The sequence below is a fragment of the Paenarthrobacter sp. CCNWLY172 genome, from assembly GCF_037402035.1.
Classification (GTDB): Bacteria; Actinomycetota; Actinomycetes; order Actinomycetales; family Micrococcaceae; genus Arthrobacter.
Genome location: NZ_JBBEGB010000005.1, coordinates 290752 through 310864 on the forward strand (window position 1 = coordinate 290752; position 20113 = coordinate 310864).

Here is a 20113-nt window from a genome sequence, read left to right on the forward strand (position 1 = left end):
GCGGCGGCCTTAGCATGGTTCACAGGTGCACCGACCGGGGGAGTGTGTGATGGGACCGTTGGAATCGATCCAAAGAAGTACAGATAAGAGCCGATCAGCAGGCGCGGGACCACGTTCGCGGCCTTCGCGGGTACGGTCATCGCGGCTGAAGAAGCTGGACGTTGCGATTCTGCTGGTCCTGTTCGTCCTTCTGGCACTGTCGGCTACCCCGTGGCCGTCCGCGATGCTGATCCGCAGTGTTTTTGAGCGTGGGGCGCAGGCGACCATTGATGAGATGACCCCTTACGTGCCGGATACGCCTCTGCAATCCCAGACCGGCGTGGTGTACAAGCCCGGGTCCACCTTTGATGTTTTCAGCCCGGAAGGGACCACCGCGCCACTGCCGACCGTGGTGTGGATTCATGGGGGTGCGTGGATTTCCGGAGCGCAGCGCGACGTGAATCCGTATCTCCAGATCATCGCCGCCGAGGGTTACACCACCATCGGCATGAGCTATCCGATCGCTCCCGAAGCCACCTATCCCACTGCCGTGCGTGACATCAACGACGCCCTCGCCTACATCAAGGGCCATGCGGCCGAACTGAATGTGGACACCAGCCGCATTGTGCTCGCCGGTGACTCTGCCGGGGCCCAGCTTGCCAGCCAGATGACCACGCTCACCGTAAACCCCGAGTACGCCAATCTGATGGGGATCCAGCCTGCCCTCCAGAAATCGGAGTTGGCCGCCACCATCCTCCATTGCGGTGTATACGATCTCCGGGCAATGGCTGACCTCAACGGCATCGTTGCTTGGGGATTCAAGACCTCCCTTTGGGCCTACACAGGCACCAAGGACTGGTCCGCTACCTACGCCGGGGCCACCATGTCCACTATCGACTTCGTCACCGACGACTTCCCGCCTACGTTCATCAGCGGGGGCAACGGTGACGGGCTCACATGGCTCCAGTCCGTGCCCTACAGCAACCGCCTCAAGGATGCCGGCGTTCCGGTGACCGAGCTGTTCTGGCCAGCCACCCATGAGCCGGAGCTGCCGCATGAGTACCAGTTCCACCTGAACTTCGATGAGGCGAGGGAGGCGCGGGACAAGACGTTCGCTTTCCTGTCCACCCACGCCCCGCGGCGCTGATCGTCCGGTTCCTGGAAAAGTTCAAAGTATCTCCATGATGGAACTATTATTGGAGTATGACCACCTCCCTTAAAGTCCCACCCGCCACCCGCAGGCCGGCGCTCTTTTGGGCCTCTGTCCTGTGTGTTGGCGCCTTGGTTTTGGTGCCCCTGTGGATGTTGCTCGGGAATCCCGCTGTCCTGCGCGGACACCCGTTGCTGCCCGCGCTGTTGGTGACTGCCGTCGTCGTCGGACTTCTTTGGGCTGTTCTGCTGTGGCGCCGCCGCCGCGCGTCCCGCAAGCGTTCGGCACTAAGGGCTGCAGGTGCGTGGGCCGGGCGCGTGGCTATGCTGGCCTTGGTGGCCATGCTCGTTTGGCTGAATCCCTTCGCCTACCAGCAGGGTGTCGTAGCGACGGGATCGTCTCCCAAGGCCTCGGTGGCTGACGAGCTGACGGCGATTGTCATGAGGCCCGAAGGGGCGCCGGCCACCAAGGGGCTCGTCTTTTACCCCGGCGCCCGCGTAGAGGCTCGGGCGTATGTGGACATCCTCAAGCCGGCAGTGGATGCCGGGGTCCTGGTGGTGATCCTCAAAACGCCCCTCAATCTCAGCTTGTTGGACGGAAACCAGGCCCGTGGCGCCATGGTTGCCCATCCGGAAATCTCCACGTGGACTGTTGGGGGTCATTCGCTGGGCGGGGTCAGCGCGGGTTCATTTGCCCTGTCCAACCAGGACGTGGACGGCCTGCTGCTGTACGCCTCCTACCCGCTGGACTCCATGCGCGACCGCACGGGGCTGAGGGTCCTGTCCATCTCGGGCTCCGAAGACGGACTCAGTACGCCTGGGAAGATCGACGCCTCCCGCGAGCTGCTGCCCCGTGACGCCGCCTTTGTGGAAGTCCAGGGCGGTAACCATGCGTTCTTCGGGGACTACGGGCCGCAGCCCGGCGACGGCGAACCCGGCGTGGGTCGCGACGTTGCCCAAGGGCAGATTACGGCGGCCACGGTTGCGTTCCTGACGGGGACCGAGGGCGGCTAGGGCCTCCCGGGAATAGTTTCGGGCATGCGCCTGTTCATTGATTTAGATGCAAACGCATGTAAGCTGGATGAACAAGCAACAGGAGAATGCCATGGAAACCCGCCGCATCACCGTCCTTTCCGCCGGACTCGGTGTCCCGTCGTCTAGCCGCCTGCTGGCCGATCAGCTGGCCGCCTCCGCCGAGCGACAGTTGCGGGCTGCAGGGTATGACGTGAAGATCGACACCGTTGAACTGCGTGACCTTGCCGTGGATATCGCCAACAACTTCGTCACCGGCTATGCCGCGCCACGCCTCGCTGAGGTGATTGCCGGCGTCGATGATTCCGACGCCATCATCGCCGTCAGCCCCGTCTTCAGCGCCTCCTACAGTGGTTTGTTCAAATCGTTCATCGACGTGCTGGACCCGAAGTCGCTGGATGGCAAGGCTGTTCTGCTCGGCGCCACAGGCGGCACTGATCGCCACCAGATGGTCCTGGATTACGCTATGCGCCCACTGTTCACCTACCTGCGCACCAGGATTGCCGCTACGGGCGTGTTCGCGGGACCCCAGGACTGGGGAAACAACGACGACGGCGGCTCGCCCCTTTCGGCGCGCGTGGACCGCGCTGCGGGAGAACTGGTGCAGTTGCTCAGCGGCCCGCAGCCGAACCGCAAGCCCGACGCCCTTGAATCACTGCCGTTCGAACAGCTGTTGGCAGGTATTTCAGCGGGTCGGTAGCCCGCCATCAGGGGAGTAGTGGAAGTACCCGACCTGCCACGCCTGGGTCTTCCGTGCCTGGGGGTTGATAGTGACGGACCACGGAGGATAGACGCGGAACCCGCGCTTCCCGCCTCTTCCGCTGAGGGAACTGATGCCGTGAGTGACCACGGCGGACCGGAGAAAGACGAAGTGACCGGTGTTTTCCCCTTCCCGGACGGAGATCACCAAAGTGTCGGCGTCGTTGGCATCCGGGTGGTCGGCCGGGAACGGTTCCGTACCTCCGGCAGCTGACCGCCGCCACACCGCTACGAAGAGTCCCACCTTGGTCGGCGTAACCTTGCCCACCCTGAAGCGGATCACTGCAGGCCCACAGGTGGACGTTGCGGCGCCGTACTCAGAGTTGTCAGGCTCGGGAACGGGGAGGGAGCACGTCTTCCCCAGGAGGTTCATAAGCCGGTGCGCTTGGAGGACATCGGGATGAACCATCCGATCAGTATGCACGTGGTGCTGGGTGCTTGGTGAATCCCACCCCTTGGTTGGCCCGAACTTTTTCACGCGGCTGATCGTTGGGGCAACCATGAAGTGTCCTGTGGATTCCATTGACCTGGTGATGAGTGAACGAAGCGGCGTGGAGATTGACTACTGCCCGCAATGCAGGGGTGTGTGGTTGGACCGTGGGGAGCTGGACAAGATCATTGATCGCGTCGCAGCAGAAACCATCCCTGCCCCTGCCCGGCCTGCGGCCGCGCCGTCCCAGCCCCCCGTCGCGCCGCCGCCCCTCTACAATCCGTTTGAGTCCCGTCCGCAGCAGCCGCGCTATGACGACAGGGACAGGCGCGACTACGACCGACGGGATGGCGATCGGCGCGAAGGCTACGATCGCGATGGGTACGGCCGTAAGCGCAAGAAAAAAGAAGGCTTCCTTGGAGACCTCTTCGACTTCTAGGTTTTCCTAGTCGTCCAACAGCTCAATAAACTCGCGGGCTTGTTTGATGGTGATGTCTGAGTGGCGCGTCAACGCTATGGCGGCGCCCTCAACATCTCCACTTTTGGCGAGCGTCCGGATTCGTCCGTAGATCTCATCGTTGAGCATGTTGCTGCTCACTTCCCGCGTCACCTCGCCTTTGCTGACGATCGCCCTGTAACGGTAGGGAAAGCGCTCGGGCTCGTCATCGTCCTCAGCCAGCAGGTCTTTGGCGGCTGGCTCCGGCGTGAAAGGCTGCGGGTGGGCCGCCAAGGCGCCTACCGCTTCACGCGAGGCACGCAGGCCTTCGCCAGTGGCCTGTAAGTAGAGCTTGATCGCTGCCATGCCCTGTCCGCGGGCGATCAGGGAGTAGAGCTGGCGGTGCTGCTCCTGGTTGAGCTTGGCGGCAGATTCCCTGGCCAGCTCGACGGGATCCTTCGGGGCGTTCGCGGCTGCCACATCCGCTGAGGTTTCAGCAGAACGCTTGGTGAAAGAGCGAATGAGCAGGAGCACGCCCGCAATGACCGCAATGAGGATCAGGAGCGGGATGAGGATGGAATCCATGGCGTTGTCAGAGCCGATCTACGTAGTTCTTGGCGGTAAGCAGGTCCGAGTGGGTGGCTTGGCGCAGAACCTTGATGGCCTCGATTTTCTTCCCGCTGCGGACCAGGTTTTGGAGCTCGAGCGCCAGCTGCGGGTTCAGTTGGCCATTGGGAAGGACGGCAGGCTGGTGTCCGGCCTGGCCGGCAGCGTGTGAACGGGCGGCCTGGGCCTGAATAGCGGACCTGGTGTTCTCCGCCTGTTCCCGGTGGCTTGCCTCATTCTGGCTAGGCTTGGTGGTGGCTTCAATCCGGGCGCGCAGGGCCAGCGCCTCCTGCACTTGGGACGCTTGGTGCGCAGCCGAACGGGCTGCCAGTTCACGTTGATACCTCTCCGCGTCCGAGACGCCGGTATCACGCGGTTTGAAGGCCGCCGTGAGTGCCCACAACAGGCCAACGAGGACTAGAAGCGGAAGGGCAAGCGTCAACACGTCACCAAAGTTCATCCCCATGCTTAGAGCTTATGCCAGAACTTGGTTATCCACAGCACATTCCACTTCCGGCATAGGCTTCTGAGACGGTGGTGTCAAATTTAGGGCCGGTTTGTAAGATGCATCACATTTGGGGCATGTTTGGGGTGCTTTCCGCCCTTCATGAGGCTCCGAGTGGCAGAGCGTCTGTGGATGAAGTTGTCCCAAATCTTTCTTTAGTCCACAGCTTGTGATGACTGTTTCCGCAGGTCAGACGCTATTTTCCTGTAAAAGAATTTCTCTATCCACAGGGTAACGCACAGTCTGTGCACAACGAGGGGCTGGTATTCCACAGGTTTTCCACAGGGGGTGTAAGGCGCCTGCTGTAACGTGTCTGGAGTGTCCATTTTGGATGCGAATATCCCTTGTTGAGTTCCCCGGACGCTGCTCCAACCACCATTGGCAGCGGGTTTGGGGAATCGGCTGTGGATAACTTGTGGATACGGAATGCTATTTCGTCGGCCCTGCCTGACATCGTCAGAGACACCGGCGGACTTAGTCACCACACACTGCGCTTTACGGGCCGCCGGGGAGTAAATCTCTGCAGCGGTACACAAATGGAGGACGGCTTTGTCAGTTACGCACTTGGACTCAATCGAGGGCACACGCGCTTCGGACTCGAGCCGGAAACCTCCCCAGGACATCCCCGCAGAACAGTCGGTACTTGGCGGCATGATGCTGTCCAAGGATGCGATCGCGGATGTCGTCGAGATCGTCCGTGGGCATGATTTCTACCGTCCGGCCCACGAGACCATCTATGAGTCCATCATTGACCTCTACGGTCGTGGCGAGCCGGCCGACGCTGTGACCGTCTCGGACGAACTGACCAAGCGCGGTGAGATCAACAGGATTGGCGGCCCCGCCTACCTCCACGAGCTCATCCAGACAGTGCCCACCGCGGCAAACGCTGGCTACTACGCCGAGATTGTTGCCGAGCGTGCTGTCCTTCGCCGCCTTGTTAACGCCGGCACCAAGATCGTCCAGATGGGCTACGGCCAGGACGGCGAAGTGGAAGACCTTGTCAACCAGGCCCAGGCCGAGGTCTACGCTGTGGCGGAAAAGCGCACTGCAGAGGACTACGTGGCGTTGAAGGACGTCATGGAATCCACCGTGGACGAGATCGAAGCTTCCGGTCACCGCGGCGAAGGCATGACCGGTGTTCCCACTGGCTTCTACGAGCTGGACGAACTGACTCACGGGCTTCACCCCGGCCAGATGATCGTCATTGCAGCTCGTCCTGCCGTGGGTAAGTCCACGTTTGCGCTGGACTTCGCCCGTTCTGCCGCCATCAAGAACAACCTGGCTACAGTCATGTTCTCCTTGGAAATGGGCCGGAACGAGATCGCCATGCGTCTTCTGTCCGCAGAGGCCACTATTGGTCTGCAAGACCTCCGTAAGGGCACCATCAAGGACGAGCAATGGTCCAAGATCGCCACCACCATGGGTCGCATGAACGATGCTCCGCTGTTCATCGATGACAGCCCCAACATGTCCCTGATGGAGATCCGGGCCAAGTGCCGCCGCCTGAAGCAGCAGCACGACCTCAAACTGGTGATTCTCGACTACCTCCAGCTCATGAGCTCCGGCAAAAAGGTGGAATCCCGCCAACAGGAAGTTTCCGAGTTCTCGCGTGCGCTTAAGCTGCTCGCCAAGGAGCTCCAGGTTCCCGTCATCGCCCTGTCACAGCTGAACCGTGGTTCCGAGCAGCGCCAGGACAAGCGCCCCATGGTGTCCGACCTCCGTGAATCCGGCTCCATCGAGCAGGACGCCGACATGGTCATCCTGTTGCACCGTGAAGATGTCTACGACAAAGAATCGCCCCGCGCCGGCGAAGCGGACATCCTCATTGCCAAGCACCGTAACGGTCCCACCAAGGACATCGTTGTTGCTTTCCAGGGCCACTACTCGCGTTTTGCCAATATGGCAGGCGATGCAGGCGCTGGCGGCGGCGGCTTCTAGCCTCCACGGCATGGTCCGGGGCGACCAATGAGGGCCAGTAGTCTAAGTGGAGTCCGTGACTGCGGGCGCATCACTAAGAATTATTGGGGAAACACATGAAGAAAAATTCGCTGCTCGGATTCGGGGCATCGGCACTGGTAATTTTGGCTCTCACGGCGTGTGGCGGTGGTACCACGGCCGCACAGGAATCAACGTCGGCCCCTGCCAGCGAGGCTGCTACTTCGACGCCGACGCCCGTGAAGCAGTACACCAAGGAAGAGCTCATCGGATTGGTCGGGCAGGTCAAACTGGCGGATGGCACCAGCCCCGCCGTACTCTCCGGGGACGAGCTGCTGGCGCAGTATGACTCGATGGTTAAGGGATTCGCAGGAGCCACCATCGAACCCGCCGCCTGTAAGGATCCTTTCTTGCTGGGGGCGCCGCGCACCATCGACGGTTCCACGGCGGCCGGCACGACCCGGACCAAAACCAACGGTTTCATCAGCAGTGTGTCGTTGACCTCCGGCGTCGATGCTGCCCGTCTCAAAGACGATTTGGAGAAGAGCAAATCCCAGGCGGAAGAGTGCAAAAAGGTGTCCTACTCCGCTGAAGGGCAAACGCTCACCACCTCTACTCAGAAGGTCGAAGGCGTGGGCAACGTGCCCGGAACCGAGGGTTTCAAGACCGTAATGGTGCTCCCTGATGGAAGAAAAGGCGCCATCTTTATTGCGCACGCGATTAAGGATGGTGTCTTGATCTCCGCCTCGGCAACTGCCGAAGATGGTGTGGCCGGTGGGCCGGAAGCAGCGGGCGCCCTCATGGACCAGGCAGCAGCGCTGATCAAGTAATTCTTGAATGTCCGGGCCGCACAGGCAGGAGCTTTCCCCGCCTGTGCGGCTTTTTCACGCCCTGAAGAGGTTTTCAGCAGCCCTCGAAGTCGCTGAGGACCTTTACCTTGGCGGCTGAACCGGACGAAGGATCGAACGCGTAGCCGATCCACTCCCTGGCCAACCGGCGGGCCAACTCCACGCCTACAACCCGCTGGCCCATGGTGAGGATCTGGCAGTCATTGGAGAGGATGGAGCGCTCAACGGAGAACGAATCATGGGCAGCTGTGGCCCTGATGCCTGGAACCTTATTGGCAGCGACAGCCACCCCAATTCCCGTGCCGCAGAACAGGATGGCCCGGTCGGCCTTGCCGTCGCGGATCATCTCGCCGGCCGCGATGCCCACGTAGGGGTAGGGCCTGGTGAAGTCCTCGTCGGCTCGGTTTACTCCGATGTCGATCACTTCAGCGATCCGGGAGTCGGCCTCAAGGTCGGCCAGGATTCGGTCTTTGTACTCAACGCCGGCTTCATCGGCGCCAACAATGATGCGCATGTGAATCTCCTAGGTGGTTGCTGCAAGGGGAACGGCGGTGAAATGCGACCCGACGGCGGCAAACACCATGGCGAGCGACGTCGCCCCGGGGTCCGGCGTACCAATGCTCTTCTCGGCCAGGGGCCGGGCACGCCCCTTCAAGGGGCGAAGTTCCGCGGTGGACTCGGCGGCCCGCGTGGCGTCGGCTGCCGCGGCGGACCACGCTTGCTCCGCGTAGGTACCGGCAGCGATGCGCTTCTCAAGGGAGGATACGAACGGCAGCAGCGCGTCCATCATGGTCTTATCGCCGATCTCGGCCTTTCCGAGGCTCGCGATGCGGTCCGCGAAGGCTCGAACGGACTGGGTGAGGACGTCCGGGGTCGGGTTCTCAGAGTCACCCAACCGCTCGCCAAGGGCGCGCAGTCCGGCACCCCACAGGACGCCCGATGTTCCGCCGGCTTTGTCAGCCCAGGCGTCTCCCGCCGCCGCCAGCAGCGACCCAGCTCCGGCACCGCGTTCAAACGCAACGGCCGCCGCATCCAGAGCTGCCGCGGATCCGCGGACCATGCCGCGGCCGTGGTCGCCGTCGCCTGCGATGGCGTCCATGGCGCCCAGCATCGCCTCGGAATCCCGCAGCAGTGTGGCGGTTGTGTTGAGGGCCGCAAGGCATTGGGCTGCATATTCGCGGGACTCAACTGTGGAGGAATAGTCGGCTGCAGGCACCGCGTCCAGTTCGGCTTCAACGGGGTCCGCGGCAGCGACGTCGAACCCCACAGCACCGCGACGGTACGCCGGAGTCAGTGCTGGCGCGATCCAGTACTGTTCGAGCTCGCCGTCCAGCCAGGTGAGCGTCAACGAAGCGCCTGCCATATCGAGGCTGGTCACCAGCTCCCCAACCTCGGGCATGACCAAGGTGTAGCCGGCTTCGCGGAGGAGGGGAGCCACGGTGCGCCAGAGAACGAACAACTCCTCGTGTTTGGTGGATCCGAGGCCATTGAGGATCACAGCCAGTCGTGTAGAACCGGTAGCCGGCGTTTCGGCCAGAACGCGCCGCACCAGTTCCTGGCCAAGTTCGACGGCGGATGGCAGCTCGGTATCGAACAGTCCGGGCTCACCGTGGATACCCAGGCCCAGGCCCATCTGTCCTTCAGGAAGGCGGAACAGGGGTTGGTCGGCGCCGGGGAAGGTACAGCTGCTGAAGGCCGTGCCAATTGTCCGCGTCAACTCGTTGGCCTTGCGCCCCACGCGAACCACGGACTCGAGGTCCAGCCCTGCTTCGGCCGCCGCACCCATGACCTTGAAGACCACGAAGTCGCCTGCAATACCGCGACGCTTCTCTACCTCGTCCGAAGGGGCACTGGCGATGTCGTCCGTGACCAGCACGTTCTCCGTCGCGATTCCCTCAGCATTGAGGCGCTCGCTGGCCATGCCGAAGTTCATCACATCGCCTGCGTAGTTGCCGTAGGTGAAGACCACGCCTGCCCCTGAATTTGCGGCCTTGGCTACCGAGTAGGCCTGCTGGGTTGATGGCGAGGTGAAGATGTTGCCCACCACGGCGCCGTCAGCGAAGCCTGGTCCGATGATGCCCGCAAAGGCCGGATAATGTCCGGATCCGCCGCCGGTAATGACGGCGACCTTTGGAGTTGCCGGACGGCCGCGGCGGATTGCGCCGCCTTCAACCTGGCGGACGAGGTCTGAGTGAGCGTCGCAGAAACCGGCGAGGGCTTCATCGGCAAAGTCTGCGGGATCGTTGAAGATTCGGGTCATGGTGGGTCCTGGGTTTCCTTCGAGCGGCTCGAATTAGTGGATGTGGCTGCCGCCGTTGATATCGATGGTGGTGCCGGTGAGGTAGGCGGCTTCCTCGGAGGAGAGGAACGTGATCACGGCGGCGACTTCCTCGGTGGTGGCGTTGCGGCCCAGGGGGATGCCGGCGTTGATGGCGGCTTCCTGCTCTTCGGTGCTGCCGACGCGGATGTTGGTGTCCACGGCGCCTGGAGTGATGGCGTTGACGGTCACTCCGGTCTCGCCGATTTCACGGGCGAGTGCCTTGGTGAAGCCCAGGATGGCGGCCTTGGCTGCGGAGTAGGGAACCTTGCCGAACACGCCGCCGCCGCGCTGGGCGGACACCGAGGACATGTTCACGATGCGGCCCCATCCATTGGCGATCATGTCCGGGAGGAACGCCTTGGTGACCAGGTACGTACCGGTGGCGTTGACGTCCATGACCTTGTGCCACAGCTCAAGCGTGGTCTCCAGGAACGGGACCGGCGAGGTGATGCCGGCGATGTTGGCGAGGGCTCCTACAGGCGGGAGGTTTCCGGCGGCAACTTCAGCGGCGACGGCGGCCTGCGCTGCGGTGACTGAAGCTTCGTTGGCGACGTCGATTTCGTAGCCGAACGCCGGAACGTTGAATTCGTTGGCGATCTCGGCTGCAACCTTGGCGGACTTCTCGCCGTCGAGGTCCAGGATGACGATGCCCCAGCCCTGGTTGGCGTAGCGGCGGGCCGTGGTGAGGCCAATGCCGCGATCGGAGGTAGCTCCGGTGAGGACTGCGGTGCGCTGGATGGTGGTCATGGTGCTCCTTGAATATGAGATGGCGCGGTTTAGATGAGGTCTGTAATGAAGCTGGCCGCTTTCGCCGCAGCCGCCGGACGTTCGTCGTGCGTGACATCACGGGTTTCGAGCTCCAGTGAGAAGTGGCCGGTGTAGCCCACGGTCCTCAGTGCTGCGAGTCCGGTTGCGAAGTCGGCCTTGCCGTTGCCGATGCTGAGGTTGATGTTGCCCGGCCCGGTCTCCGTTGCGGGTACGGCGTCCCTCAGATGGACATGCCTGATCCGCGAGCCGACGCGGCGGATGAAATCCACGGGATCGCCTCCGGAGGCAACGATGTGGCTGAAGTCCATGACGATGCCGACGTCGGACCCGGCCAGGCGGTCCGCGAGCAGTTGGGCGCGTTCGGTGTTCCAGCAGAGCCGGTAGTAGTGCAGGGATTCCGTCCACAGCTCGACGCCGAACTCTGCCGCCCGCTGCGAGGCGTGGATCAGTTGGGTTGCTACAACGTCGATGTCCTCTTCGAGGCTCCGCAAGGGGTCGCGGTCGATGGCACCGCATGGCAGGACGAGCGCCTTCGCGCCGGTCCTGGAGGCCAGGGCGAGAAGCATCCCAAGGTGCCGTTCGCGCTCTTGCTGCGCAGCGGCGTCGAGCGCTGCGTTCAGGTCCCCGACGTCGCCGTTGACCGAGCGGACGCGCAGTCCCGAGCTATTGACGACGGCGGCGACCGCTTCGACTGCCTCCACGTCCAGTACGTACGGCACATGGTCACAGACGCCCGGGAGTGCGCCGAGGTCGATCTCTTCGAATCCGAGACCGCGCATGGTGCGGAGGGCTGTTGCCAAATCCTGGTGGCGGAAGCTGATGGAAGAACAGCCCAGTCGTGAATGGAACATCGTCGTCGATCCTCATGTTGGGGCCCTCGTCGGCGAGGTGCCTTAGTGATGCAAACCACGTTAGCTGCGTTAACTGTCAACAGTCAACCTTGAAAGTTGACTGTTGACATTGCTGGTGCCCTGCGTCACAGTTGTCGTATTATGTTGACTGTCGACAGTGGGGTTGCCGAAGAAGCGCCGCACTCTTCGAAAGGGAAAAAGACAGATGAGCAATGAAGCTCTGACCATGCGTGGTCCGGTTCATGGAACCAAGGAAGCAAAGCGCGTCGCCGTCGGTTCCGGCGTTGGCGCAGTCATCGAAACCTACGACTTCATCGGTTTCGGCACCGCCGCTGCACTTTACTTCGGTACGGCATTCTTCCCGGGCGCCGACCCGGTGACCGGCACCCTGGCCTCCTTCGCGACCCTCGGCGTCGGCTTCGCTGCCCGTCCGTTGGGTGGCATCATCGGCGGCCACCTCGGCGACAAGCTTGGCCGTAAGCCAGTCCTCGTGGCCTCGCTCATCCTCATGGGCCTGGCAACCTTCGCCATTGGCCTCCTGCCGACCTACTCGCAGGTGGGGCTGCTGGCTCCTGCGCTCCTTGTCCTTGTCCGCATCATCCAAGGCCTGGCCTTCGGTGCTGAATGGGGTGGCGCCATCCTGATGAGCTACGAACACGCACCCTGGCGGAAAAAGGGCCAGTTCACAGGCATCGTGCAGGCCGGCTTCCCCGTGGGACTCCTCCTCGCGAACCTCGTCTTCCTCGGCAGCGTAGGACTCGGCAGCGAATGGGCCTGGCGTGTACCGTTCCTTGCGAGCATCGTCCTGGTGGCCGTGGGCCTCATCATCCGCTCCAAGGTTCCCGAGTCCCCGGTGTTCGAAGACGTCAAGGCCAAGGGCGACATCGTGAAGTCCCCCATCGTTGAGGTCATCAAGACCGACTGGCGCAACATCGTCCGGGGCATCGGCCTCCGTATCGCCGAAACCGCAGGGTACGCCGTCTCCGTGACGTACATGATCTCCTACCTGCACACCAACCAGCTGGCAGACAAAACCCAAACCCTCGTTGCCCTCTGTGTCGCTGCCGGCATCGGCATCTTCGCCACATACTTCTGGGGCAAACTGACCGACAAGGTGGGCCGCCGTCCCGTCTACATCTGGTCAACGGCTTTCGCAGTGGTCTTCGGTATCCCGATGTTCATGCTGGTTAACACCGGCCTGTTCCTCCTGATCATCGCCACCATCGTCATCGCCTACGCTGTCTGCCAGAACTCCCTCGCCGGCGCCCAGGGTGCATGGTTCCCGGAGCTCTTCCAAGCCAAGACACGGTCGTCCGGCGCGTCGCTGTCCTACCAGATCTCCGCCATGGTCTCCGGCTTCACCCCCTTCATCACCACCCTGCTGTTCGTCAGCATGGGCTGGATGGGACCGGCGCTGCTGTTCAGCATCTACGCAGCCATCGGCCTGTGGGCAGCACTGATCACCCGGGAAACCTGGGGCAAGCGTGAGCGTGAGCTCGCCGAAGAAGCCGCCAGCAAAACTCCCCAGAAGGTAAACGCCTAAAGCACCCATTGACGTCGTGCGCGTTCTCCCCATCGGTACGCGCCCGACTCCGGAAGGAAACCAGTGACTCTCTCCTCAGTTGAAGCGGCTCCGGCCGCCCCTGCGGCCGACCGCGTTGACCGCATCCGTGCCGCCGCGTACCGCATCCGCCACCACGCCCTGACCATGGGCGAGGTCCAGGGCCAGGGCTACGTTGGCCAGGCGCTCGGCGCCGCTGACATGCTGGCCGCCGTTTACGCCGACCAGCTCAGCTACCGGGCCGAAGACCCGCACTGGGAAGGCCGCGACAGGTTCCTGCTCTCCACGGGGCACTACGCAATCGGGCACTACGCCGCGCTGGCCGAGGCCGGGATCGTTCCGGTCGCTGAGCTCGAAACGTACGGTTCCGACGATTCACGCCTGCCGATGTCCGGTATGTCCACGTACACCCCGGGCATGGAAATCTCCGGCGGTTCGTTGGGCCATGGCCTGACGATCGCCGTCGGCATGGCTCTTGGGCTGCGCCTGCAAAGCTCCCCGTCGCGGGTGATCAACTTCCTTTCCGATGGCGAACTCGACGAAGGCTCGACGTGGGAAGCCGCCATGGGCGCGCACCACCACCAGCTCGGAAACCTGACGGCCATGGTGGACATCAACGCCCTCCAGGCTGACGGCGCCACCGACACCGTGCTCCGTACCGAGCCGGTCACCGAGAAGTGGGAATCGTTCGGCTGGTACACCCAGCGCGTGGACGGGAACGACGTCGGTGCGCTGCTGGCAGCGTTCGACAACATCGCCAGCCGCAGGGCGGTTGCGGGAAAGTCTGCTTCAGGGCAGCCGTCCGTGATCCTGTGCGACACCAAGGTGGGCCGCGGTGTGCCTTTGTTGGAGACCCGTGAAAAGGCGCACTTCATGCGCATCGAAGAACACGAGTGGCAGATCTGCCGCGAACAGCTGACCGCTGGATACGAAGGGACGGTTTCAGCATGAGCACAGTGACCAAACCGAAGCTCAAGACCTCCGCCATGATCGCGTCCTTCGCGGACCCGGGCCAGAAGACCACCTCCGCTCCGTTCGGACACGCGCTGGTCAAGGCCGCTGAGGCTGACTCCCGCATTGTCGGTCTTACGGCAGACCTCGGTAAGTACACCGATATGCATATCTTCGCCAAGGCGTTTCCGGAACGGTTCTTCCAGATGGGCATGGCCGAGCAGCTCCTCTTCGGCGCCGCCGCGGGCATGGCCGAAACGGGACTGATCCCGTTCGCTTCCACCTACTCCGTGTTCGCAGCCCGCCGTGCTTACGACTTCCTCTGCCTGGACATCGCCGAACCGAACCTTAACGTGAACATCGTCGGCGGCCTCCCGGGCCTGACCACCGGCTACGGACCCAGCCACCAGGCCACCGAGGACATGGCGATCTTCCGCGGCATGCCCAACCTGACCATCGTGGACCCTTGCGACTCCGTGGACATCGAGCAGGCTGTGCCCCAGCTCGCTTCATCCGAAGGGCCCACGTACCTGCGCCTGCTGCGCGGCAACGTCCCCACGGTCCTGGATGAGTATGACTACACGTTCGAGCTCGGCAAGGCGAAGGTCCTGCGCGGCGGCAACGACGTGGTGTTCGTGTCCTCCGGCCTGATGACCATGCGTGCGCTGCAGGCAGCAGATGCGTTGGCTGCCCATAACGTGGATGTGGCTGTGGTGCACACGCCCACCATCAAGCCGTTCGACTCCGCAACCGTCCTGGCAGAACTCAACACCGACCGGCTCGCCGTCACGCTGGAGAACCACACCGTTGTTGGCGGTCTGTTCGAAACTGTTGCATCCGCCGTCGTGACGGCCGGTCTCGGCAAGCGCGTGGTTCCCATCGCGCTTCCGGACCAGTTCCTCGACGCCGGTGCGCTGCCGACGCTGCACGAACGGTACGGACTGTCTGTGGACCGGATCGTGTCGAAGGTGCTGGCAGAGCTCGGCTGAGTTGTTGTTATCGAGCAGGAGTGAGGGACGGCCATGACTGCCCGTCCCGCACTCCTGCCCGTAGTATCAACTGTTAACACCGGACTGTCAGCAGTTGCCCAAAGAACCGAGGACACACCATGGCCACCGCATCCCTGCTGGGACTTGAGAAGAAGAGCCTGCGCGAACAGGCGCTCGCAGCACTGCGCACCGCCATCACCAGTGGTGAACTCGAACCCGGGCGGCACCTCGTGGAAACCGAACTTTCCGAGATGCTGCAGATCAGCCGCGGCACCCTCCGCGAAGCCCTGCGCCAGCTGGAGCAGGAAGGCCTGATCTCAGCCGGAGCGCGAGGCCGCATGTCCGTGCGGCACCTGGACGTCAAGGAAATCCGTGACATCTTCGCCGTCCGCGGCGTTCTGGAATCATTGGCTGCACGGACCCTTAGTGACATGTCCGATAAGGAAGCCGCGCTCGCAGAGCTGCGTGCCGCCGTCGATAATATGGACAAAGCCGCCAAGTCCTCACTGGAGGAGCGGATCGAATCCGACCTCGAGTTCCACCGCACGCTCTGCCGCCTGTCCGGGAACGAAACCTTGCTGCATTCGTGGGAATCACTGGAGGGCTCCATCCGGATGTCCATCATGTTCGCCGGCCTGGAACGAGCCACGCGGAACATGAGTGTCGGGCGGCATCACGACATTGTTGCCGCCATTGAGACCGGGAACGCGGCCAAGGCGAGGGAGACGATCATCGCGCACATGGACGGTGCTGCGGAGAACTTGGTGGGGTAGTGCTACAGCCTCGGCTGGCCGACATTGCCGATGGCCGTAACCGGTTATACCTCCGATAGGGTCCCCGTTGCTGAGCAGCAGGCGCTACGCAGCGAAGGACATCTGGTGGCCGCTCTCGAGAGGGCAGAGCCTGCGGACAGTGGTGATGCTCCGGTATCTGGCTCGGGTCAGGTATAGGGTAGTGCGGCATGGGACTGCGACTTGTTCAAGTGAACTTCAAAGCCCGGGATGACTCTGCTCTCGGGAAGTTTTGGGCTGACGCCCTCGGATGGGGTACTTCCAGTGAGGGGCCCGGTGTGACCAACGTTGAACCCGTGGGTTTCACGTGGCCTGACCCTTCAGCCGTCTGCGTTGACGTCGTGACAGTTCCGGACCCGGAGACGGTGCAATACCGGGTGCATCTCGATCTCGCTACCACCTCTGCTGCCCACCAGGCGGAACTTATTGCGCGGCTCAAGGAGCTCGGCGCGACTCCGGCCGATATAGGGCAGGGAGAGGTGCCATGGACGGTGCTGGCAGATCCCGAGGGCAACCTGTTCTGCGTGTTGGAACCCCGCCCGATCTACCAAGACACCGGACCTATTGCCACTGTGGTGGTCAATTGCGCAGATCCGCGGGCCATGGCCACCTTCTGGAGCCGTGCCATGGACTGGACCCTCCACGAGGTGACGGATGAACACGCTAGGCTGCGTTCGTCCGCGGGGGTCGGGCCATATCTGGAGTTGCTCCGGACGGCGGCCCCTGACTCATTGCAGAACCGAATACACCTCGACCTGATGCCCTACTCCGGTGACGATCAAGCGGCAGAAGTGGACCGTTTACACACCCTGGGTGCCGTTGACGCTGACGTCGGCCAGGGCGACGTGTCATGGCGTTGCCTCGCGGACCCCGAGGGCAACGAATTCTGTGTACTGCGGCCAGGCTGACGAACAGACGAGGTGCCTAGCTGCCTTCGGCCAGCGGCAGCGTAAGGAACAAGTTCGTTGAGATCAACTTCTTCGATGAAGGAAGGGACTCCTTGTTTCGGGCCAGATCGATCAGGTCCTCGATGAAGGACTGCATGGCTATCAGTTCATGCTCCAGGGCCCCGGTTCATGGGAGGCGGCAGCGATGGCATGGCTGCAGCCGGGGCCAACCCGGCCGACGGTGGGCCTTCACCGATGACGGACAGCTCACGCGCGCTTCGATACTCAGGGTGAGCCGGCTCCCTTAGTTGCCCAACGTTAGTGGCCCGAAGCCTTCAACAGGTGATCCGGCAGCCGGTTTCCGGGTGCCCGCCCACGGATTTCCAGCAGTTCGCGGGCATGGGCGTGCAGCTTCTTGTCCTCCTCGGAGACTGGTACCCAGGACGGAATCGGCACGGCAGTGCCCGTTTCATCGCGCGCCACCATCACCGTGAGGCAATACGTGGTCAGGTTCATTTCGCGGGTCTTGGGATCTCCGGAGCGGACGTGGACTGCAATGTGCATGCCCTTGGCGCCGGTGTAGACGAGACGGGCTTCGACCTCTACGACGTGACCGATCAGCAGTGGCCGGTAGAAACGCACACCGCCGGAGAATACAGCCACGGTGTCCTTCCCGGCGTACCGGGAGGCGCACACGTAAGCGGCTTCGTCGATCCATTTCATGACGATGCCGCCGTGGACCTTGCCGCCCCAGTTCACATCTGTGGGGGACGCCATGAACCGCAGGACAACGCGCTCGGCGGTGCCGGCGTCGGTATATTCCTGGGCGTTCATCGCATTGACGATCTCCTCGCGGACCGCGATGCGCGCCAAGGCATGGTCTCGTTGCTCGATCTCTCCAGGCGTAGACGGCTCAAACTGGGGGACGGGAATCGGCTTGCCGTCGGGCCCCACTGCCACAAAGATCACCATGCACTGGCTGTGCATCGTCTCAGGGCCGCCCTTGGGATCACGCGAGCTGACCACGGTGTGGATGTGCATGGAAGAGCGGCCGGTGTAGACGATGGTGGACGTCACCTCCACCATGTCGCCGCTGTTGACCGGATCCGTGAAGTGGATGTTGCCCACATAAGCGGTGACACAATACGACTTCGACCAGCCCACTGCTGCTGCGTAGGCTGCCTTGTCCACCCACTCAAGGACCGTGCCGGCGTCGACTGACCCGCTGTGTCCGATGTCCATGGGAGCCGCGAGGAAACGGAGGGTCACTGAATTGGCGGCGTCTTCGCTCATGCTTGGAATCTTACTGTCGGCAGGTTTCTGTTACGTGAGTAAGTCAGACCCGGCTGTCCGCGTGGACAGACACCTCAAGTGCACCCGATCGGCAGCTCGAGTTGCACCACAAATGAGAATCAATATCATTTAAGTCATGCCTCATCACCCCACTCCCATGCCCCCTGTCCGCAGTACGCGCAAAAGCCGACTTCGCGCCCAGCCGATTGCCGCCGTCGGGCTCTCTGCCCTCTTGCTGACAGCGTGCGCCGCCCCTGGTGGCTCAGTCGGCAACGCAGTCGACGCAGCGCCCCAAGCCACCTCCGCACCCAGCGCAAAGGAGGCTGGGGCGCCGACTCCGCGGCTCGTTTACACCCACGACGCCGGCATTTCAGTTCTGGACGCTACCTCGCTTGAGCAGGTGGGAAGTGCTGAAATGTCCGGTTTCAACCGGCTCAACCCGGCCGGCGATGGCCGGCACGTCTTCGTATCCACAGGCGACTCCTTCCGCCTCTTCGACGCAGGCGCCTGGACGGAGCCGCACGGAGATCACAGCCACCACTATGTGGCCGAGCCCAAGCTGACTGAGTTGGCGTTTGCGGCAGACAAGGCCGGTCACGTGGTGCTGCACGGAGACAAGACCGTGCTCTTCAACGACGGTTCCGGGAAGGTAGAGAGCTTCCAAACCTCTGCGCTGGCCGCTGCAGTAGAGGACGGAAACTTGCCCGCGACGGACGTCTACACAACGCCCGAGGCACATCACGGTGTGGCTGTGGAACTGGAAGACGGCAAGCTCCTGGTGACACTCGGCAACGAGGAGGGGCGCTCGGGCATCGCGGTGCTGTCGGCGGGCAAGGGCCAGGAACGCAAGGAAGTAGTGCGCAACGAAGAATGCCCCGGAGTTCACGGCGAGGCCGTAGCCGCCAACGAAGCTGTAGTGGTTGGCTGCGAAAACGGGATGCTCATCTACAAAGATGGCGCCATTACCAAGGTTGCCAGCCCTGATGCCTACGGCCGGATGGGAAACCAGGCGGGGTCCGAAAAGTCGCCGGTCATTCTCGGTGACTACAAGGTGGACAAGGCTGCCGAGCTCGAGCGGCCCACGCGGATCTCCCTGGTTAATACTGAGACGGCCAGCCTGCAGTTGGTGGATATCGGCACCAGCTACTCCTTCCGCTCGCTCGGCCGCGGGCCCGCCGGTGAGGCGCTGGTACTTGGCACGGATGGCGGCCTGCGTGTGATCGATCCCCTGACCGGTACCGTTACGTCGACGATCCCGGTAGTTGGGGCTTGGGAAGAATCCACAACCTGGCAGGACCCGCGGCCAACGCTCTTTGTCCAAGGCTCGACGGCGTTCGTCACCGAGCCGGCGACTCGCACCATCCACGCGGTGGACTTGAAGACCGGCAAGGTGGCGAAGTCGGCGCAGGTGGAGCATGTCCCGAACGAGCTGACCGGCGTCAAGGGCTAGTCCCCCTCACATCCCCGATCCTCTCTCACATCCCGGTGCTTAAACGCCGACGGTCTCTCACTTTTCTCAAGAAAGTGAGAGACCGTCGCTGTATAGGGGCTGTTATGTGAGAGAGCGTCGGTGGGTGGTTTATGCGAGGACGCGGAGCTTGGATCCTGAACGGCCGAACAGTGCGGCGTCGGCGGAGATTTTGCCTGCACCGGCCAGTGCGAGGGCCAAGGCGGCTCCGGCGAAGAGCAGCACCAGCTCGTACCCGCCGTTGCCGACAAAGACGCCGGCCGGCGCGTGCACCAGGAAGAGTGCGCCGAGCATGTTGACGGCCAGGAGCGCTGCGAACACGCGGGTAAGGAGCCCGATGATCAGCGCGATGCCGCCCACGAGCTCCAGGGTTGCAACAATCGGCGCCACGGCCGAGGCGCCGGGCACGCCCATCTGGGCGAAGGAGGCCTGGGTGCCTGCAATGGTGAATTCGTTGAACTTCTGCCAACCGTGCGCGGCGAAGAGAAATCCTGCAATAACGCGCAGGATGGTCAGGGCTGTGGTGGTCAAGCTGGACTTGTTCATACTTCAACC

The 20113-nt window shown here is 62.8% G+C and carries 21 protein-coding genes; 12 read left to right on the top strand and 9 right to left on the bottom strand.

What is annotated here, in order from left to right; translation table 11 throughout:
• Positions 1 to 49: 49 nt before the first annotated feature.
• From WBN73_RS10025 to WBN73_RS10035, 3 genes are all read left to right on the top strand, one after another.
• Complete coding sequence (locus tag WBN73_RS10025) at positions 50 to 1126, top strand: alpha/beta hydrolase (RefSeq protein WP_337340098.1); 1077 nt, start codon at positions 50 to 52, stop codon at positions 1124 to 1126.
• Positions 1127 to 1182: 56 nt separating this feature from the next.
• Complete coding sequence (locus tag WBN73_RS10030; RefSeq protein WP_337340097.1) at positions 1183 to 2142, top strand: alpha/beta hydrolase; 960 nt, start codon at positions 1183 to 1185, stop codon at positions 2140 to 2142.
• 91 nt (positions 2143 to 2233) lie between these two features.
• The gene (locus WBN73_RS10035; RefSeq protein ID WP_337340228.1) at positions 2234 to 2860 is read left to right on the top strand and encodes an FMN reductase; all 627 of its coding nucleotides are present in this window, start codon (positions 2234 to 2236) and stop codon (positions 2858 to 2860) included.
• Here WBN73_RS10035 and WBN73_RS10040 read toward each other — a convergent pair.
• Positions 2846 to 3328, bottom strand: coding sequence for a MepB family protein (locus WBN73_RS10040; protein ID WP_337340096.1), 483 nt, complete (start codon positions 3326 to 3328; stop codon positions 2846 to 2848). The two genes, WBN73_RS10035 and WBN73_RS10040, sit on opposite strands and share 15 nt — an antisense overlap.
• A 103-nt stretch (positions 3329 to 3431) precedes the next feature.
• Between WBN73_RS10040 and WBN73_RS10045 the strand changes: the two genes are divergently transcribed.
• Positions 3432 to 3788, top strand: a complete 357-nt coding sequence (locus WBN73_RS10045; protein WP_242703451.1) for a TFIIB-type zinc ribbon-containing protein — start codon at positions 3432 to 3434, stop codon at positions 3786 to 3788.
• A 6-nt stretch (positions 3789 to 3794) separates the two neighbouring features.
• Here WBN73_RS10045 and WBN73_RS10050 read toward each other — a convergent pair whose 3' ends face one another.
• Positions 3795 to 4370, bottom strand: coding sequence for a hypothetical protein (locus WBN73_RS10050; RefSeq protein ID WP_207595531.1), 576 nt, complete (start codon positions 4368 to 4370; stop codon positions 3795 to 3797).
• 7 nt (positions 4371 to 4377) lie between these two features.
• Positions 4378 to 4851, bottom strand: coding sequence for a hypothetical protein (locus WBN73_RS10055; protein ID WP_337340227.1), 474 nt, complete (start codon positions 4849 to 4851; stop codon positions 4378 to 4380).
• Positions 4852 to 5445: 594 nt separating this feature from the next.
• Between WBN73_RS10055 and dnaB the strand changes: the two genes are divergently transcribed.
• Together dnaB and WBN73_RS10065 are read left to right on the top strand one after the other, a co-directional pair.
• Positions 5446 to 6834 carry a replicative DNA helicase gene (gene dnaB / locus WBN73_RS10060; protein WP_089597011.1) on the top strand — a complete coding sequence of 463 codons (1389 nt, stop codon included), beginning with the start codon at positions 5446 to 5448 and terminating at the stop codon, positions 6832 to 6834.
• Positions 6835 to 6929: 95 nt separating this feature from the next.
• Positions 6930 to 7661 (top strand): hypothetical protein, encoded by a 732-nt coding sequence (locus WBN73_RS10065; RefSeq protein WP_337340095.1) that lies wholly within the window; start codon positions 6930 to 6932, stop codon positions 7659 to 7661.
• A gap of 73 nt (positions 7662 to 7734) precedes the next feature.
• Here the strand turns inward: WBN73_RS10065 and WBN73_RS10070 are convergent, their stop codons facing one another.
• The 4 genes from WBN73_RS10070 to WBN73_RS10085 are packed head-to-tail and all read right to left on the bottom strand — an operon-like array spanning position 7735 to position 11618.
• A complete protein-coding gene (locus tag WBN73_RS10070) occupies positions 7735 to 8193 on the bottom strand; it encodes a ribose-5-phosphate isomerase (RefSeq protein ID WP_337340094.1) in 459 nt (152 codons plus the stop codon).
• A 9-nt stretch (positions 8194 to 8202) separates the two neighbouring features.
• Entirely contained in the window at positions 8203 to 9939 is a 1737-nt protein-coding gene (locus tag WBN73_RS10075) for a dihydroxyacetone kinase family protein (protein ID WP_337340093.1), read from the bottom strand.
• Between the two features lie 33 nt (positions 9940 to 9972).
• Complete coding sequence (locus WBN73_RS10080) at positions 9973 to 10746, bottom strand: SDR family NAD(P)-dependent oxidoreductase (protein WP_337340092.1); 774 nt, start codon at positions 10744 to 10746, stop codon at positions 9973 to 9975.
• 29 nt (positions 10747 to 10775) lie between these two features.
• Positions 10776 to 11618, bottom strand: coding sequence for a sugar phosphate isomerase/epimerase family protein (locus WBN73_RS10085; protein WP_337340091.1), 843 nt, complete (start codon positions 11616 to 11618; stop codon positions 10776 to 10778).
• A 205-nt stretch (positions 11619 to 11823) separates the two neighbouring features.
• Here WBN73_RS10085 and WBN73_RS10090 point away from each other — a divergent pair, with 205 nt between their 5' ends.
• The 5 genes from WBN73_RS10090 (at position 11824) to WBN73_RS10110 (ending at position 16818) form a co-directional block, all read left to right on the top strand.
• Positions 11824 to 13161, top strand: a complete 1338-nt coding sequence (locus WBN73_RS10090) for an MFS transporter (RefSeq protein ID WP_337340090.1) — start codon at positions 11824 to 11826, stop codon at positions 13159 to 13161.
• 63 nt (positions 13162 to 13224) lie between these two features.
• Complete coding sequence (locus WBN73_RS10095) at positions 13225 to 14130, top strand: transketolase (RefSeq protein WP_207595525.1); 906 nt, start codon at positions 13225 to 13227, stop codon at positions 14128 to 14130.
• Positions 14127 to 15119, top strand: coding sequence for a transketolase family protein (locus tag WBN73_RS10100; protein ID WP_337340089.1), 993 nt, complete (start codon positions 14127 to 14129; stop codon positions 15117 to 15119). Before WBN73_RS10095 ends, WBN73_RS10100 begins: the two co-directional genes overlap by 4 nt.
• 119 nt (positions 15120 to 15238) lie before the next feature.
• On the top strand, positions 15239 to 15892 hold the full coding sequence (locus WBN73_RS10105) for a GntR family transcriptional regulator (protein WP_207595523.1): 654 nt from the start codon (positions 15239 to 15241) through the stop codon (positions 15890 to 15892).
• A gap of 188 nt (positions 15893 to 16080) precedes the next feature.
• Positions 16081 to 16818: a VOC family protein gene (locus WBN73_RS10110; RefSeq protein ID WP_337340088.1), complete on the top strand. Its 738-nt coding sequence runs from the start codon at positions 16081 to 16083 to the stop codon at positions 16816 to 16818.
• A gap of 297 nt (positions 16819 to 17115) precedes the next feature.
• Here WBN73_RS10110 and WBN73_RS10115 read toward each other — a convergent pair whose 3' ends face one another.
• Positions 17116 to 18090, bottom strand: a complete 975-nt coding sequence (locus WBN73_RS10115) for an acyl-CoA thioesterase (RefSeq protein ID WP_337340087.1) — start codon at positions 18088 to 18090, stop codon at positions 17116 to 17118.
• A 136-nt stretch (positions 18091 to 18226) separates the two neighbouring features.
• Here WBN73_RS10115 and aztD point away from each other — a divergent pair, with 136 nt between their 5' ends.
• Positions 18227 to 19540, top strand: a complete 1314-nt coding sequence (aztD, locus tag WBN73_RS10120; protein ID WP_337340086.1) for a zinc metallochaperone AztD — start codon at positions 18227 to 18229, stop codon at positions 19538 to 19540.
• A 129-nt stretch (positions 19541 to 19669) separates the two neighbouring features.
• On the opposite strand, the gene WBN73_RS10125 is transcribed toward aztD, so the two are convergent.
• A complete protein-coding gene (locus tag WBN73_RS10125) occupies positions 19670 to 20104 on the bottom strand; it encodes a DoxX family protein (RefSeq protein WP_089597003.1) in 435 nt (144 codons plus the stop codon).
• Positions 20105 to 20113: the final 9 nt, after the last annotated feature.

Bases quoted from the DNA above. Each gene is read 5' to 3' on its own strand.
- WBN73_RS10025 (WP_337340098.1), top strand. From the start codon at position 50: ATGGGACCGTTGGAATCGATCCAAAGAAGTACAGATAAGAGCCGATCA.
- WBN73_RS10030 (WP_337340097.1), top strand. From the start codon at position 1,183: ATGACCACCTCCCTTAAAGTCCCACCCGCCACCCGCAGGCCGGCGCTC.
- WBN73_RS10035 (WP_337340228.1), top strand. From the start codon at position 2,234: ATGGAAACCCGCCGCATCACCGTCCTTTCCGCCGGACTCGGTGTCCCG.
- WBN73_RS10040 (WP_337340096.1), bottom strand. From the start codon at position 3,328: ATGGTTCATCCCGATGTCCTCCAAGCGCACCGGCTTATGAACCTCCTG.
- WBN73_RS10050 (WP_207595531.1), bottom strand. From the start codon at position 4,370: ATGGATTCCATCCTCATCCCGCTCCTGATCCTCATTGCGGTCATTGCG.
- WBN73_RS10055 (WP_337340227.1), bottom strand. From the start codon at position 4,851: ATGAACTTTGGTGACGTGTTGACGCTTGCCCTTCCGCTTCTAGTCCTC.
- WBN73_RS10065 (WP_337340095.1), top strand. From the start codon at position 6,930: ATGAAGAAAAATTCGCTGCTCGGATTCGGGGCATCGGCACTGGTAATT.
- WBN73_RS10070 (WP_337340094.1), bottom strand. From the start codon at position 8,193: ATGCGCATCATTGTTGGCGCCGATGAAGCCGGCGTTGAGTACAAAGAC.
- WBN73_RS10075 (WP_337340093.1), bottom strand. From the start codon at position 9,939: ATGACCCGAATCTTCAACGATCCCGCAGACTTTGCCGATGAAGCCCTC.
- WBN73_RS10080 (WP_337340092.1), bottom strand. From the start codon at position 10,746: ATGACCACCATCCAGCGCACCGCAGTCCTCACCGGAGCTACCTCCGAT.
- WBN73_RS10085 (WP_337340091.1), bottom strand. From the start codon at position 11,618: ATGTTCCATTCACGACTGGGCTGTTCTTCCATCAGCTTCCGCCACCAG.
- WBN73_RS10090 (WP_337340090.1), top strand. From the start codon at position 11,824: ATGAGCAATGAAGCTCTGACCATGCGTGGTCCGGTTCATGGAACCAAG.
- WBN73_RS10100 (WP_337340089.1), top strand. From the start codon at position 14,127: ATGAGCACAGTGACCAAACCGAAGCTCAAGACCTCCGCCATGATCGCG.
- WBN73_RS10105 (WP_207595523.1), top strand. From the start codon at position 15,239: ATGGCCACCGCATCCCTGCTGGGACTTGAGAAGAAGAGCCTGCGCGAA.
- WBN73_RS10110 (WP_337340088.1), top strand. From the start codon at position 16,081: ATGGGACTGCGACTTGTTCAAGTGAACTTCAAAGCCCGGGATGACTCT.
- WBN73_RS10115 (WP_337340087.1), bottom strand. From the start codon at position 18,090: ATGAGCGAAGACGCCGCCAATTCAGTGACCCTCCGTTTCCTCGCGGCT.
- aztD (WP_337340086.1), top strand. From the start codon at position 18,227: ATGCCTCATCACCCCACTCCCATGCCCCCTGTCCGCAGTACGCGCAAA.
- WBN73_RS10125 (WP_089597003.1), bottom strand. From the start codon at position 20,104: ATGAACAAGTCCAGCTTGACCACCACAGCCCTGACCATCCTGCGCGTT.